Below are 15,237 nucleotides of genomic sequence, written 5' to 3' on the forward strand. Positions count from 1 at the left end.
GCGGGCGCGGCACCGAGTGCGTTGTCGCTGCCGGGGAGCGGCCCCGGCGGCAGTCCGTCGGGCATGCCCGGCAAGGGGGTGGCGACATGAACTCGAAGAACTTCCAGGACCTGGTGCGATCGTCTCGCTCGTATCGACGATTCGCCGAGGAGGAACCGCTCTGCTACGGGGACCTTGCAGCGCTGGTAAACGCAGCGCGCTTTGCTCCCTCGGGGAACAACATGCAGGTCCTGCGCTTCCACATTGTCGTTGAGCCTGCGGAGCGCTCGGCGGTCTTCTCGCGCCTGCACTGGGCAGCGCTGCTGCGCGACTGGGACGGTCCCGCCGCAGGCGAGAGGCCCACGGGCTACATTGCCGTGTGCGCGCCCAAGGCCCTTGCAACCAACCTCGTCCGCCTCATCGACACGGGCATTGCGGCGCAGACAATCGCGCTGGCTGCGGCGTCGCGCGGGCTTGGCTGCTGCATGCTCAAGAGCTTTGACCCCGACGTGAACGAGGTTATGGGGGTCTCGGCTGAGGACTACGTTACCGAGCTGGTGCTTGCTCTGGGCGTGCGCGGCGAACGCGTGGTGCTGGAGACGAGCGAGAGCGAGCATGGGCTTGCGTACTGGCGCGACGAGGAGGGCACCCACCACGTGCCCAAGCTCGCGCTGGAGAACCTTCTCATCTAGATGAGACAAAGGGACAGTCCCTTTGTCTCATCCCAGCGACTGCAGGCCGATAAGGGCTGCGCCAATGGCCCCGCAGAGCTGCGAGTCCTCGTGCGTGGCGACTGGCGCCTTGAGCACCTCGGAGAGCGCGCGTACCACACCCTCGTTCTGCGCGACGCCGCCGGTCATGAGGTAGGGCGGCTCGGCGCCCACGCGGCTTGCGAGCGTGGCGGTCTTTCTCGCCACCGATACGTCGAGCCCGTGGATCACGTCGGGAGTGGGGGTGTTTGCGGCCACAAGCGAGACGACCTCGCTCTCGGCAAACACGGTGCACATGCTCGTGATGCGCACCTCATGGCGCCACTCAAGGCCTCGTCGGCAGAACTCGTCGAGGTCCATCTCAAGCACGCGCGCCATGGCTTCCATGAAGCGCCCGGTGCCTGCAGCGCATTTGTCGTTCATCACGAAGCCTGCCACGCTGCCGTTGGCGTTCAGGTGGATGACCTTTGAGTCCTGTCCGCCAATGTCGATGACCGAACGCGCATCCGGCGCGAGGTAGTGGGCGCCGCGCGCGTGGCAGGTGATCTCGGTGACCGAGGAGTCCATGCCCTCGATGTTGTCACGGCCATAGCCCGTCGAGACGCGCAGGGCCACGTCGCCTGCAGCAAGGCCTGCCTGGGAGAGCGCCTCGTCCATGGCGCGAGCCGCGGCGTCTGCCGCGCGGGCACCGGTTGGCACAATGGCCGTGGCCACAATGTGCTTGTCTGCATCCATAATCACAACGTCGGTCGAGGTGGAGCCGGAGTCCACGCCCATGACGTAGGCCGCTGCCGTGGGGCCTGCGGGTGCATCGCCTGACGCCGTCGGCGCGGGCTGTACCTGGTGCGCGGCACCGCCGCGGGCCCGCAGGGTTTCGCCAAAGGCCTCGAGTCTTGTGCGCAGCTGGCCCTCGCTCTGCGACGTGCCGTCCGTCTCGATTTTGACCATGGGAATCTCGTCCTTCTCCGCAAGGGCTCCGTATTCGAAGCCATAGTAGTCGCAGAACTTCATGGTGTGGTAGACCACGCCCTGCTGGCCGCGCTCGCCCACAAGCTCGCTCCGCTCGGCAATGTCATCCATGCGCATGCAGGGAATCTGGCCGAGAAGCGCCGGTGCGTACCAGTCGAGAAAAGCGTCGAGGGGGTCAGCTGCGGGGGTTGCACCGCCATCGCAGCACACGCCGCAGGCAGGACCCGTAGCCATCCGCGCGAGCTGGGGCGGGGGAGAGACCTTGAGGTGCCGGCTCGTACAGGTGGCGTTCTCCACCGGCATGCCCACGCCCTTCTCCACCTCGGCGACAAGCGATGCCGAAGCGTGCGCGCCCATGAGCGTCACGCGGTCGTCCGCGCGCGCCACGCCCGTCCCGCAAGCGGCGCATGCCGCGCCCACGTCGAACTGCGCGCCGCTGTACGCGGCATAGGCGTCTGCGAGCGCCCGCAGACGGCGACGGAAGAGCGCAATCTCCGCAGGCCCTCTCCGGTGCGGCAGGTCGAGCAGGTACAGGAAGTCCATGCGGCCAGAGGCCTGCAGCACGTCGTAGACGCGGCGTACCACGTCGCAGCAGGTCACAAGTACGGCCTCGTGCACATCGGTCGCCATCATGCGCTCGATGAGGCCCTTGCCGTAGCCACAGAGGTTGGGATGGGCCAGTGCGTCGGCGTACGCAAAGGAGGCAACGTCCGCCTCGGCGATGCGTGGCGCGGCACCAAACCCCGCGAGGAGCTCGATGGGCGTGTACTTGCACGCGTAGAAGAGTTCGTTATGTTTCTGCTGTTCAGCTGCCATGTCTCTCAGCTTCCTTGCGCTTCTCGACCATCTCGAGGAAGGCCGAGAACCTCGTGGACATCTGGCCCTCCATGCAGTTGGCACGGTCGCAGGCGTCGCCATCGAGTACCAGCACGGGCCAGCCTGCCCCCTCGAGCTGCCGGCGGATGAGCTGCGCCGCGCCTGCCGTCTGCTTGCAGCCCCAGTGGCAGAAAAGTACCACGGCATCCGCGCCTGTCTCGCGTGCGAGATGCTCGATGCAGTCCGCCCGGCGCGTCGCCGGGCCGTTGAAGCAGCTGCGCACCAGGCGTTCGGCCATGAACTCGTAGGGGCTCGATGCATCGAACCACGCCTCGCCTGCGGTAACGCTTTCGAACATCATGTCCGATGCCACAATCTGCGACGTCTGGCTGGTGTTCACGAGCTCACCTAGAGATTCCAGGAAGTAGGGCGAGACGTGCGCCCACACCAGGTTTACGCCCTCGTACGGCGAGGCAGCGAGAAAGTCGCGCCGCATCTCTCGCGCCAGCTCCTCGCACTCGGGAAGTCCCAGCGAGAGATGGAGGTCGAGCATCTCCATCATGTCGATGGTCATGGTGTTTGCCAGGTAGCGCCCACGGCGCGTGGGGAGCGTAGCCGCAAGCTCGCGCATGGTGCGCTCGGAGCATGCGCAGGCCTCGCGCAGACGCCCCTCGTCGAGCTTGCGTGAGAACGCGCCCTCGGCGGCGCGGCCCATCTCGCGAAGCTCGTCCGCCACATAGAGGACCGAGTCGCGTGAGACGTCGTAGGGAACGTCCACGTACACGTGGGGAACGTCCCAGAAGCGGCCCAAGGTCTTGAAGGTGAGATTGTTGGCGTCGCAGGCTACCGAGCAGCTCGCGAGCATGCGTGGCTTGCCCAGCACGCCCGAGGTTGCCATGCCCATGAGGATGCGGTGGTAGGAGCAGTACGTCTCGGGGACGCCGCGCCCCTCGGCTGCGGCGATAAAGCCGCCTTCCGCCTGGGCGCCGCTTGCGAAGGAGGCCACGGCCTCTGCCGTCACGGGGCGCGCCCCCAGCGCGTGGAATATCTCGTTGGGGGTGAAGATGCTTGTGACCACGGCGTTGTCGAAGTCTGCGAGCGCGCCCACCACGGAGTCCATGAAGAGCTGGTAGCCGTGGTTGCCCGAGGGCAGAAGGTCGCCGTAGGGGGCCAGGTGGACCTTGCCGCGCATGGCCTGGAAGCCCAGCATGAGCCAGTTGCGCACAAAGTCTGGGCGCGTCGAGAGGTTCTTCTCGGCCACGCCTCCGTACCAGCCTATGAGGCGCTCGCCTGCCGAGGCGCCCGCCACGCTACGCCTCCTCGCTGCCGACGAGCTCGTGCACGGTAAGGTCGAGCCCGGACGCCTCGATGGCCTCGCGCGGGCCAAAGACGCAGACGCCCGCGGGGGCGGCGGTGGGCTCGAGCGCCGGCGCGAGCGAGCGCACGGCCTCGGCGGTGGTGTCGAGCTCCTGCTGGCGGATGATGTTTCGCCAGTTGGCGGGCCTGCCGTTGAAGTGCTGCATGTCCTGCCTGCGGGCAAGCGCGCGGGGCTTCTCGGGAGCGTCCTGCGCGGCCACGGAGGAGACGATGTAGCCGGAGAGCTCGTCGTCCGTGGGGGCCCAGTTGGCAAGCCATGCGGCGGCGCCGTCGTAGCGCTGGAGCGTGGAGGCAACGTTGGGGTCGCGGAACGACCAGAACCTGCGGATGCCCTCGGTGGTGTGGCTAAAGCCCACGCCGTAGGCGCCGCCCTTCACGCGGACCTCGTTCCAGAGGTAGTCGAAGGAGAGTGCACGTGTTGCCACCTGCCAGGTGCCCAGGGTGCCTGCGTCTGCCGTGGTTGGCGCGGCGGCGCGTGCCACGAAGGAGACGTTAGAGGGGATCACGAAGCCCTCGCGCGAGACCTTGGGGGTGGGAATCTGGAGCCTGTGCTCGCAGACGTTCTCGCCCTGCTCCTCGAGGCCCAGCGTGCCGCCAAGCTCCCAGAAGCGCTTGCGGTCCTCGGCGGGGCCGGTGAAGCTCACCGTGACCTCGTCTGCGGTGAAGATGCGGTCTGCCAGGTTGGGGAGGATCTCCCGGAGTGCCGGGAGCCTGCGGTCCCAGTTGGCAAGCAGGCGCTTGAGGAAGAGGTAGTAGTCGATGCCGCCCATCTGGCTCGATGCCACCGAGGCGGACGAGAAGTAGCTCGTTGCGCGCGCTGCGGCCGCCGCGTGACCAGAGTTCACGAAGTACTGCTCGAGCGCCACCTTGCGCTGCGTGAGGATGTCGCGCATGCGGTTGCCGTCGAGGTAGAGGGTCTTGCCCCAGACCTCCTGCGGGATGCTGGCCAGGGAGTCGACCTTTTCGGAGAGGGCGCTCGCGCTCACCACAAGCATGGGGCGGGCAAACGAGAGGTCGTCGTCGCGGCCGTAGGTCTCGTAGCCAAAGCCGAGGTTGCCAAGGTTTGCCTCGACCAGCGTGTCGAGGTCCGAGGCCGTGTGGAGCTTGGTGTCGAGCTTGCCGAGAAGGTCCGTGAGCACACCCACGTAGGGCAGCTCGGCAAAGCCAACACGCCGCAGGTCAAAGTAGTGATAGACGTAGTCGATGTGGCGGGTGTCAAGTTCGTGGGCGAGGCAGGGGAGTGGCGCCTTTACGTCTGCGACCTCAGGGTCCGGTCGTGCTGGCTCGATGTCCGCGACGGTAAGCGTGGGCAGCGTGGCCAGGGCCTCAGGGGAGTCTGGCGCCTCCTGCTCGGCGCGGAGCGCCTCGACCTCGCGGCGCACGTCCTCGACGTCCTTGTCGCTCATCTGCGCGCGCAGGCGGGCAAGCTCGTCTGCCTCCTCGGCAGCGTCGCCACCCTCGGTGGGAACGAGCTCCGCCAGCGCGGAGTGGGGGTTCTCGCACACGATCTCTTTGAGCATGCCCTCGAACAGGCCGTTGTCCAGGCCTTTCTTAAGGTCGGCCAGCGCGTCCTCATACTGCAGGTAGTCGAAGGGATGGTTGTCGTCGTAGAGCCAGCTCGAGAGTGCCTGCATCGAGAGGGCCACGCCGTCTGTTGCCCAGGAGCCAAAGTCGCGCTCGCGCAGGTTGAACTCCGCCTGGGCAAGCGAGGCCTCGAGCTTGTCGTGCGGGATGCCGTTCTCGGCAAACTCGCGGCAGGAGTCCTCGATGAGCTTGCGGAAGCGCTCAGACACGTCCGCGTGGGCGCCCTTGAGCTGGAAGACCACCTCGGGCTGGGCGACGCCGTCGATGAGCGCGGCCTGGAAGTCGTTGGCAAGGCCGGCGTCGAGGACGCGACGCTTGAGCGGCGCCTCGTTGGAGCCGCAGAGCGCGTCGAGCAGCACGTCCACGGCAAGCACGCGCTCGCGCTGGTTGGACGTGGCAACAACGTACGCCAAGCCTACGGAGGCGTTGTCGGGGGTGGTTGCCATCTCGACCTTCACCGGGGCGGCGGTGACCGCGGGCTGGAGAGGCAGGGGGTTGGGCGCACCTGCGTTGCGGTTCTCGGCGCCGCGGAAGCGCTCGTCGATAAAAGCCAGCTCGCGGTCTATGTCCATGTCACCGTAGAGGATGGTGTAGCTGTTGGGCAGGGCGTAGTGGCGGGCGTGCGCGTCAAGGAAGCCCTCGTAGGTGAGGGTGGGGATGGCACGCGGTGCGCCACCGGACTCAAAGCGGTAGGGGCTCTGGGGGAAGAGCGCGCGGGAGAGCGCCAGGCTCAGGACCTCGTCCGGGTCGGAGAGGGCGCCCTTCATCTCGTTGAAGACCACGCCGTTGTACGAGAGCGAGCCGTCGTCTGACGCCTCGAGATGCCAGCCCTCCTGCTCGAAGATGCGGCGGCGGTGGTAGATGGCGGGGTGGAGAACGGCGTCAAGGTAGACACCCATGAGATTCTCGAGGTCGGCCGTGTTGGTGGAGGCCACCGGGTACATGGTCTTGTCCGGGAACGTGAGGGCGTTCAGGAAGGTCTGCATGGACGTCTTGAGCAGGTTGACGAAGGGCTCCTTCACGGGGTAGGCATCGGAGCCGCAGAGCACGGAGTGCTCGATGATGTGGAAGACGCCCGTATCGTCTGCGGGCGGCGTCTTGAAGGCAATCGAGAAGGACTTGTTGGTGTCGGCGCACGAGATCCACATGGCGCGGGCGCCGGAGGTCTGGTGACGCAGCACGTAGATGGTGCCGGAGACCTCGGGAATGGGTGTCGCGGAGACAACCTCGAAGCCGGCGTGCACGCTGCCGGGGGCGAGGGACGGGTCGGGCGTGAGGAAGTCACGCTGGGGTGTTGCGGTGATGCCTTCGGATGCCATGGTTCCTCCTTGCGGCCTTTGGCCGCCGATATCTTGTTTCGAGAAGAAGCTTAACACGCATGGTATGGTGCCCGTTTTTCCCGGTAAGCAGACCGGCGTGCTGTGGATGATGCATTCCGCTGTAGAATCACATGTCGCTGTGAGACAAAGGGACAGTCCCCTTGTCTCATCTGAGAAGGACGGGGAACGCGTAATGGCAGAGGCGCTTGACGAAGGCTCGCTCGACGAGAGGGACAGCCATCCCATGGCGGCTGGCGCCGCGCCACTCAGCGACGAGCAGCGTCGTAAGCGCATCCTGCGTGGTGTGGTGTGCACGCTTGTGGGCGGCACGTTCTGGGGCATCAATGGGACGGCGTCGAAGCTGCTCATGGACGCGTATGCGGTCGACCCACTGTGGCTCGCGTGCGTTCGCGAGCTCTCCGCCTGCTGGCTCTTTCTCGCAGCGGCGCGCGTCACCAACAAGGGGCAGGTCACCCGCGCCCTGTGCGACCCGCGCTCGCTGGTGGGGATCTTTGGCGTGAGCCTAGGGGCAATTCTCTTCTCGCAGGTGGCCTACCTCGAGGCTATCAGCTGGACCAACTCCGCCACGGCCACGGTGATGCAGAGCCTGGGGATGCTCGCCGTGCTCGCCTACGTGTGCGCGAGGATGCGCCGCGGGCCAAAGCGGCGAGAGGTGTTGGGCATCGCGTTTGCCCTGGTGGGGACCTATCTGCTGGCAACGGGAGGCAATCCCGGGCAGCTCAGCCTGCCTGTGGGCGGGCTTGTGTGGGGACTTCTCTGCGCGGCAGCCTCGGCGTGCCTCTCCATCCTGCCTGCCCGCCAGCTGGCAAAGTGGGGCAACTTCGTGGTGAACGGGCTGGCGTTTCTTTTCTCGGGCGCCATCCTGCTTGTTGCGTATAGGCCTTGGGAGCACATGCCGCAGCTGGATGTGGCTGCTGTGGCGCTGCTCGCCTTCATGGTGGTCGTGGGGACCTTTGGCGCGTACGCGCTCTACCTGCAGGGAGTGAAAGACGCGGGCTCGATGCGCGCGAGCCTCTTGGGGACCATCGAGCCCCTCACTGCCACAGTGACCTCGGTCTTGTGGCTGGGCACGAGCTTCTCGGTGGCAGACCTTGTGGGATTTGCGCTGGTGCTTGCGATGGTGTACCTCACGGCGTAGGCAGGGGGCGGCGGCTGGAAAACCTGCGGGTTAGCAGCAATGTCTGAGAAGACCTTCCGGGGGCGCTGGAAAACCTGCGGCTTAATTGCACCTCTTGAAAAGGTCTCAAGTCGTCTACCTGCGGTTTCTCTCGGCGGCGCACGAGGCTAACTGCTATTAACCCGCAGGTTTCGTGAGAGAAAGGCCGACGAAACGCCGACGAGAGGCCGACGGCGGGCCCGCAGGATGCGGTAGGTCCGGAAACACCCCTAGATCATCGCCATGTTGGCTGCGACGGATGAGTACCACGCTGCCGCGTTGGGCGGGCAGTACTTCTGTGCCATGGAGTAGGTGAGGTAACCGCCGTAGCCCGAGGCTAGGCCGGCGGTGTGTGCATAGATCGCCGTCTCCCAGCTGCTCCAGCTTACGCTGCCCCAGCCCCAGGCGTTGTGGGAGTAGGCGCAGTAAAGTCCCTTGCTGCTCTCAACGGCCGAGATTGCGGGCGAGAGTCGCGGATCAATGCCATAGTCCCAAGCCGCTGCGGCGAAGGTGCTGCCGTAGCCAGCGAGCGGGGAGCCTGCCAGGTAGGCGTCAATGCGAGCACCCCATTGCGCCACAAAGCTATCTTTGTCGCTCTGCCAGTTGACGTTTTCACTGGAGCTGTTGGAGCTTCTGGAATCGCTCGAGGAGCTGGTAGAGGATTCGGGCACCTCAACGGTTGCCGTGTTGCCCGACTCGGTCTGGAAGGTCTCGCCCTCACTTTGTGCTGCTTCCTGCAGCGCGGCCTCAGCTTCGGCCTGCTGCGCTGCCTGCTCCTCCGCCATCTGCTGCTGCAACGCCTCACGCGCGGCAACGGCAGAGTCAAGGACATCCTGGGCGTTCTGGCGTTCGGTCTCGGCCTGCGCAAGCTGGGAGTTGAGATCTTCCTGCGTGCTCGAAAGCTCGGTCGTGAGGTCGACAAGCGACTGAATCTGGTCGCTGTTGTATGAGGTCACGGAGTCAAGGAACTGGATGGTGGCGAGAAAGTCGAAGAAGTTCTCAGAGGAGAGGACTAGCTCGACAAGCCCCTGCGAACCTTGCTGCATCTTGTACTGGGTTCGGATGCTCTGCGCGGCGGCGGCACGCGCATCGGGAAGCTGGGCCTCAATCTCGGCGATGCGCTGTTGGTTATCGTCAATCTGCTGCTGGAGCTGGGCAACCTTGTCGTTTGCCGTAGTGAGCTCGTCGTTTGTCTGCTCTACCTTTGCCTCGAGGTCATCGAGCGTTTCGCCCAAGGCAACTGCGGGCCTAACCGCGACAATTCCAAACGCCATGGTACTGGCGAGGGCAAGCGCAAGGACTCCGTTTCGGGTTGTAGACGAGAGCGACAAAGGTTACCTCCGAGGCCGACGTTGACGGTGCGCTCTGGCGCGAACATGCCAAGAACGCAGCTAGATAACCTTAGCGTGAAAAGTGAGGTATCACGTTTCCTGCAAAAGTCTCAAGTCTTCATATAGGGTTGTGGCCCCTTCGAGTGGAAGGGGCCACATTTAAAAACGCGACTTTTACCAGCGAGTTTGTTGGACTTTCCAACCACGACGCCTCTGTGGAGAACAAGCTGTGGGATTTCTGTGGGATACCGCGAAGGTACCCAAGAAATCCGTGAACGGCCTGTGACCCGCTGTGAGTGAGCTACTTTACCACGAGCACGTCGCAGGTCGTGGAACGCGTGAGGAAGGTGGAGATGGAGCCGAGAATTGCGTACTTGATGGACGAGAGCCCGCGCGCCCCGCAGATGACGAGGTCCGGCTTGATGACGTCGAGCATGTCGTCCTTCAGGGTCTCGCGGATGCGCCCCGCCTTCACGATGACTTTGACGCTCTTGATCTGCGGCTCCGCCTCTGCCTCGGCAACCTGCTCGGCGATGGACTCGCGGAAGTCCTTCTCGAGCGAGGGAATGAGGTCGACAGGGTAAGTCCCTGCAGTCTCGAGCGCGGTCGAGTCGATGACGTGGCCAATGTAGAGCTCGGCGTTGTCGTTTGCCGCCATCACAATGGCGCGATGAAGCACCTTTGCCTGGCGATCCGTTCCGTCGAGTGACACGAAAATCTTGTCGTATCCGAGGTCCTGGTAGGTCTGGTTTGTCTCTGCCATGGCGTCCTCCCTAGCGAGTGTGCCTGAGGCTGACGCCTTGCGCGCCGCCCCGCGCTCTCGTTCTACCCGCCGTTGGGGCGGTTTTCCCGAGAAACACGGGGAGACGCGCGTCTTGCGCCCCGAACGGTAGGCCTGCCGCATGCTCCTGCCCCTAGGCGAGCGTGTCGACAAACCCCACGCGGTAGGTCTTGAAAACTACGGCTCCCTCGTCCTGCGTGGCATCGAGGTCGACGTCGCCCCAGATGCCAAAGTCATGGTCGTCGTCGGAGTCGCGGAAGACCTGGTGGACGTGCCAGACGTGGTCTGTCTTCTCGTCCTTCTCGTCGATGTCGAGGTAGGCAGAGGATCGAGCGTCAGCGTCCAAGAGGATCTGCTCGTGCTCAGCATGGAAGGCGTCGAGCGCCTGCTGCCACACGACCGAGCGGTAGCCCCAGTCCGCGTCGAGGTCGCCCAGCTCCTCGACCTTGCCCAGCGCCGCCAGGCGCACTCGGGCGAAGAGGGCGTTACGCACGAGCAGGGTGAGGCCGCGCCTGTCGTGGACGACCTCGTCCACGCTTGGCGCGGCAACCGTGGCGCCATCTTCGGTGCCGGAGCCCTCCCACTCGTCCACGAGCGAGGAGTCCGTGGTGCGCACGACCAGCCTCAGCCAGGTCACGATGTCTTCCAAGCGCTCGTCGCGCTTCTCGGCAGGCACCGTGCGATCAAGCACGCGGTAGGCGTCCGAGAGGTAGCGCAAAAGCGTGCCCTCCGAGCGGGCGATCTTGTAGCGGCCAATGTAGGTCTTGAAGTCGCTTGCCGTCTCGACCATGTCGCGCAGGACGCTCTTTGGGCGCAGGCAGTAGTCGCTTGCCCAGGGGACCTTCTCGCAGTACTCCGCAAAGGCGGCGTCGAGAAGGTCCTTGAGCGGCTTGGGGTAGGTGACCTCCTGCGCGCGCTCCATGCGCTCCTCGTACTCGATACCCTCGGCCTTCATTGCCGCGATGGCGGCACCACGTGCCTCGCGCTCCTGGGCGCGCAGGATCTGCGGCGGGTCCTCAAGCGTGGCCTCTACCATCGAGATGAGGTCGAGCGCGTAGGTCTCGCTCTCCGGGTCCAGAAGCTCGATGGCGGCGAGAAGGAACGGCGAGAGGGGCTGGTCAAGCGCAAAGTCCTCGGGTAGGTCAACGGTGAGCAGGTAGGAGGCAGTGCCGTCATCCTCCTCGTGGCGCTCGACCACGCCGGCGTCGATGAGCGTGGCAAAGACCTCGTCGGTGCGCTGTGAGAGCGCGGCCTTCTCCTCCGGCGTCTGGGCCGAGTCCTCGATGAGCTTGTGCGTTCGTGCCCAGGCGTCCCCGCCCTGCTCGATCTCGGCAAGCACCATGGAGTGCGTGATGCGCAGGCGCGGGCGGAGCTTCTCGGGCTCTGCCGCAATGAGGCGCTCGAAAGTCTGCTTGTTCCAGCCAACAAAGTCAGAGGGCGGCGTCTTGACCTTGATCTTGCGGGCGCGCTTGGGGTCTCCGCCGGCCTTGGCCAGCGCCTTTGCACGCTCGATGTCGTACTCGGTGGCCTCCGCGATCACGCGCCCCTCGGTGTCGAAGCCAGCGCGGCCGGCGCGCCCCGCAATTTGGTGGAACTCTCGCGCGTTGAGCCGGCGCATGTGCTTGCCATCGAACTTGGTGAGCTGGGTGAGAAGCACGGTGTGGATGGGGACGTTGATGCCCACGCCCAGCGTGTCTGTGCCGCAGATTACGGGCAGCAGGCCCTGCTGGGCGAGCTTCTCCACCAGCAGGCGGTATCGCGGCAGCATGCCGGCGTGATGCACGCCCACGCCCGTGAGGATGAGTCGCTTCAGGGTCTTGCCAAACGTGGTGGTGAAGCGCACCCCCTTGACGGCGTCCCTCAGGGCCTCGCGCTGCTCCTTCGACGAGACGCCGTAGCTCGAAAGGGCCTGCGCGCTCTTGAGGGCAGCCTCCTGCGAGAAGTGCACTATGTAGAGAGGCGCGTCGCCGTCACGAAGGGCCAGCTCGACCGTGCCCTCGAGCGGTGTCTCCACGAACTCGTAGGAGAGGGGCACCGGCCGGGGCGCATCGAGCACCTTGTCGACGGCGCGTCCGGTGTGCTCCTCGAGCGCGGTGGCGATGTCGGTGACGTCGCCCAGCGTGGCGGACATGAGCAGGAACTGCGTGTGGGGTAGCGCCAGCAGTGGCACCTGCCAAGCCCAGCCGCGGTCGCGGTCGCTGTAGAAGTGGAACTCGTCCATGGCCACGCAGCCGATGTCCGCGTGCTCGCCAAAGCGCAGCGCGTCCTGGGCAAGGATCTCGGCTGTGCAGCAGATGACGGGCGCCTCGCTGTTTATCACCACGTCGCCCGTAATCATGCCCACGTTGTCTTTGCCGAGAAGGTCAACCAGGTTGAAGAACTTCTCGCTGACCAGCGCCTTAATGGGTGCCGTGTAGTAGGCGCGACGGTTGGTGCAGTTGGCTATGAAGAGCAAGCCTACGGCAACCATGCTCTTGCCGGAGCCCGTGGGGGTGCCCAAGATCACGTGGTCGCCGGACGCCAGGTCGAGAAGGGCCTCCTCTTGGTGGTCCCAGAGCTGCATGCCGCGCGACTCGATCCAACCAAGGAAGAGCTCGAGCGCGTCCTCGGCGGGGATGTTGGGATAGGTCTCGTCGTCTGGCCAGGGGATGAGGCGCCCGAGCGAGCCAGGTCCGTTGGGGCCAAGGTCCACGTGGGCGGGACCGGGCACGCTGGCGATGGCGCCGGCGCCGGTCTCTTCGGCGCTCATCGCTCGTCTCCCGAGCAGGGCTCGGTGCCGCCGGCAAGCTCCGCGCGCACTACGTCCTGGAGGTGGCGCTCGGCTGCCGCCGTTGCCTCGGCGTCGCCCGAGCGCTTTGCCTTGCGGTAGGCGGCCATTGCCTGGGCAAACGGCCCCTCCACGAGGCTGCCTGCATCGTCCTGCTCGTCTTGCGGGACGGCTTTGCTCGGCGCCTCTGCTGGCGCGCCAAAGGCCGTCTTTGCACCGTTTGCCTCGAGCTGCTCGCGCAGTTGCTCCGCGAGCTTCATGTCGCTCTCGTCCATGCTGTCCTCCTCGGCCTGCACGGCCGGTGTCCTCGCTATCTTGTGGCGTCCCGTGCGGGCGCGTTGGCGGCGCGAAGCTTGGTGGTCTCGCGCCGTGCCCACGCGGGCCTGTTCAGTATTGCACGTCCAATGCCCGCAAGGTCGCAGGCGCCTTGCTCGAGCAGCGCTTCCGCCGCCACACCCGTCTTTATGCCGCCCGCCAGAAGCACCGGCACGCCCACGCCCGCACGGATGGGCGCCGACGAGTCCGCAAACCAGCCTGGGGTGTCCTCGTGGCCGGGCCTGCCGTAGTAGCACATGCCGCCCGAGACGGAGATGAGGCCCGCGCCCGCCGCCTCAACCATGCGCGCGAATGCCACCGCGTCGTCGATGGTGCTGCCACCGGGCATGTAGTCGCAGCCGCCCAGGCGCACGGAGACCGGGTAGCCTGAGGGCAGCTCTGCTCGCACGGCCTGGAGCACCTCCACAAGGAGCCGCGCGCGGTTCTCAAGCGAGCCGCCGTAGGCGTCTTTTCGCAGGTTGGTGAGGGGCGAGAGGAACTGGTCCAGCAGGTACCCGTGGGCCGCATGTATCTCGACGCCGTCGAAGCCGGCCGCGTGGGCGCGCCGTGCCGCTGCCGAGAAGAGCTCCGGCAGGCGCGTGATGTCATCTGCGCTCATGGCGCGGGGGAGGGGGTGGCCCACCTTGGCGCCTGGGCACGTGACGGCCGAAGGCGCCAGCGGCTGCGTGCCCGTGAGTCTCTCGGTTGCTGCCGAACCTGCATGTGAGAGCTGCACAAAGACGGGAGTTCCCTGGTCGTGGACGGCTGCGGCCTCGCGCTTGAGGCCCTCGACGTCCTCGTCGTGTGCAATGGACGCCTGACGCGCGGTAGCGCGGCCCTCCTCGCAGACAAAGTGGTGGCCGCATTCGACAAGGCCCAGGTAACCGCCGCGCGCACGGACGGCATAGTGGTCGCAGAGTGCCTGGGTCACCTGGCCGCGCGCTCCAGCTTTCCCCGTGGCAATGGGCACCATGACCAGGCGGTTCTTGAGGATGAGATTGCCTACGGCAAGAGGTTGGTCATAGATCACGCGTTATCGCTCCCTGTGGCATGGGCCCAAGCCACGGCAGTTGCCAGCGCGGCACCCGCCTCGTTGGTGATGGAGATGAGCGGCGGCTTCATGCCGTGTGCGGCAAGGACGGCGGCCAGGCGTCCGCGCACCGTGCACGTCGGCGCGCCGGAGGTGGCGTCGAGGGTCTCTAGCTCCAAGGGGTCGATTGTCGTGCCCGGGGGAAGGAGTTGATCCAGGGCATCCGTTGCCGCTCCTTTTGCAGCAAGGTGGCCGGCCACGTACTCGGCGGGATTCTCGCGCGTGTTTGCCTGTGCAAGCTCTGCGGACGTGAGCAAGTGGACAAGGGGATTGTTCGCGCTGGCGAGAAGTTCTTGGGCCCTGGTTATGCGCATGAGCTGCGTTCCCGTGGCGTACGTTCCCCTGTCCATGCGGCTCCCGTTAGTTGCTTGCTGCCTTGTGACTTTCCAGCCTAGGGTAGCGCGGCTTGGAACTGGTTGCGTCGCGGAGAAGAGACTTTGGGTGTTCCTCCTCAGTTGCCATGCGGTGGCTTTTGGCTGTCCCAGACTTCCTGCAGGATGCGCTGAGGCGTGGTGCCTAGTGCCTCGGCATATGCGTAGACTTCGCCCAGGTGAAGCGAACGCTCGCCAGACTCGAACTTCGAGATCATCGATTGATTGGTGCCAAGGCGAGCCGCGACCTGCTCCTGCTTCAGGTCGGACTCTATCCTCAACTTACGGAGGACCTTCCCCACTAGTCTGTCGGCAATCTCGTACATGCGCCGGAATGTAGACCCGCGCGCGAGACATTCAAAAATAGAATATTCTGGTGTCTACCAGGACAACAACGCTATGTGGCAGGTGATATCTTGGAAAGCCCACAAGACGCGCTACGTGGTTGTGCCGAAATCGCAAGGGCACTCGCCCTTCAGGCGGCAAGCGGGTCTGTCTCGCCCGAGGCGCTCGACCTTCTCGCCGATAAGGTGGAAGAGGCAGCGCGGCTGCTCGATGGGGAGCGAATAGAGCGCTGGGTGGAGGTCATACGTGACGCAGATGGTACCGAGCGCGAGGTCCACGAGGGGATAGCGTAGGCGCTTCGGCGCG

At 65.5% G+C, this 15,237-nt stretch carries 13 protein-coding genes; 3 read left to right on the top strand and 10 right to left on the bottom strand.

From position 1 onward, the window contains the following. Window positions 1–86 precede the first annotated feature (86 nt). Window positions 87–671 (top strand): nitroreductase family protein, encoded by a 585-nt coding sequence (locus AUL39_RS02320; protein ID WP_059053198.1) that lies wholly within the window; start codon window positions 87–89, stop codon window positions 669–671. Between the two features lie 27 nt (window positions 672–698). Here AUL39_RS02320 and AUL39_RS02325 read toward each other — a convergent pair whose 3' ends face one another. Genes AUL39_RS02325 through AUL39_RS02335 form a run of 3 tightly spaced genes read right to left on the bottom strand, consistent with a single transcriptional unit; the run spans window position 699 to window position 6,754 of the window. Continuing rightward, window positions 699–2,474: an acyl-CoA dehydratase activase gene (locus AUL39_RS02325; RefSeq protein ID WP_059053200.1), complete on the bottom strand. Its 1,776-nt coding sequence runs from the start codon at window positions 2,472–2,474 to the stop codon at window positions 699–701. Continuing rightward, a complete protein-coding gene (locus tag AUL39_RS02330) occupies window positions 2,464–3,783 on the bottom strand; it encodes a 2-hydroxyacyl-CoA dehydratase subunit D (RefSeq protein WP_059053202.1) in 1,320 nt (439 codons plus the stop codon). The genes AUL39_RS02325 and AUL39_RS02330 overlap by 11 nt, the downstream gene beginning before the upstream one ends. Window position 3,784: 1 nt before the next feature. Further along, window positions 3,785–6,754: an insulinase family protein gene (locus AUL39_RS02335; protein ID WP_059053204.1), complete on the bottom strand. Its 2,970-nt coding sequence runs from the start codon at window positions 6,752–6,754 to the stop codon at window positions 3,785–3,787. Between the two features lie 193 nt (window positions 6,755–6,947). Between AUL39_RS02335 and AUL39_RS02340 the strand changes: the two genes are divergently transcribed. Further along, window positions 6,948–7,913 (top strand): DMT family transporter, encoded by a 966-nt coding sequence (locus AUL39_RS02340; RefSeq protein WP_059053207.1) that lies wholly within the window; start codon window positions 6,948–6,950, stop codon window positions 7,911–7,913. A gap of 248 nt (window positions 7,914–8,161) precedes the next feature. Here AUL39_RS02340 and AUL39_RS02345 read toward each other — a convergent pair whose 3' ends face one another. The 7 genes from AUL39_RS02345 to AUL39_RS02375 form a co-directional block, all read right to left on the bottom strand. After that, the gene (locus tag AUL39_RS02345; protein ID WP_235810728.1) at window positions 8,162–9,205 is read right to left on the bottom strand and encodes a coiled-coil domain-containing protein; all 1,044 of its coding nucleotides are present in this window, start codon (window positions 9,203–9,205) and stop codon (window positions 8,162–8,164) included. A gap of 358 nt (window positions 9,206–9,563) precedes the next feature. Continuing rightward, complete coding sequence (locus AUL39_RS02350) at window positions 9,564–10,025, bottom strand: universal stress protein (RefSeq protein ID WP_059053209.1); 462 nt, start codon at window positions 10,023–10,025, stop codon at window positions 9,564–9,566. A gap of 151 nt (window positions 10,026–10,176) precedes the next feature. Continuing rightward, window positions 10,177–12,792, bottom strand: a complete 2,616-nt coding sequence (locus AUL39_RS02355) for a DEAD/DEAH box helicase (RefSeq protein WP_059053210.1) — start codon at window positions 12,790–12,792, stop codon at window positions 10,177–10,179. Further along, a complete protein-coding gene (locus AUL39_RS02360) occupies window positions 12,789–13,085 on the bottom strand; it encodes a hypothetical protein (RefSeq protein WP_059053213.1) in 297 nt (98 codons plus the stop codon). The genes AUL39_RS02355 and AUL39_RS02360 overlap by 4 nt, the downstream gene beginning before the upstream one ends. A 35-nt stretch (window positions 13,086–13,120) precedes the next feature. Beyond that, complete coding sequence (locus tag AUL39_RS02365; RefSeq protein ID WP_201783898.1) at window positions 13,121–14,155, bottom strand: NADH:flavin oxidoreductase; 1,035 nt, start codon at window positions 14,153–14,155, stop codon at window positions 13,121–13,123. After that, window positions 14,152–14,565 carry a holo-ACP synthase gene (locus AUL39_RS02370; protein WP_059053215.1) on the bottom strand — a complete coding sequence of 138 codons (414 nt, stop codon included), beginning with the start codon at window positions 14,563–14,565 and terminating at the stop codon, window positions 14,152–14,154. The genes AUL39_RS02365 and AUL39_RS02370 overlap by 4 nt, the downstream gene beginning before the upstream one ends. 101 nt (window positions 14,566–14,666) lie before the next feature. Next, complete coding sequence (locus AUL39_RS02375; protein ID WP_059053216.1) at window positions 14,667–14,912, bottom strand: helix-turn-helix domain-containing protein; 246 nt, start codon at window positions 14,910–14,912, stop codon at window positions 14,667–14,669. A 90-nt stretch (window positions 14,913–15,002) separates the two neighbouring features. On the opposite strand from AUL39_RS02375, the gene AUL39_RS02380 reads away from it, so the two are divergent. After that, window positions 15,003–15,224: a hypothetical protein gene (locus AUL39_RS02380; protein ID WP_059053218.1), complete on the top strand. Its 222-nt coding sequence runs from the start codon at window positions 15,003–15,005 to the stop codon at window positions 15,222–15,224. Window positions 15,225–15,237: the final 13 nt, after the last annotated feature.

It is taken from the genome of Tractidigestivibacter scatoligenes (genome assembly GCF_001494635.1).
In the GTDB taxonomy this organism is placed as follows: Bacteria; Actinomycetota; Coriobacteriia; order Coriobacteriales; family Atopobiaceae; genus Tractidigestivibacter; species Tractidigestivibacter scatoligenes.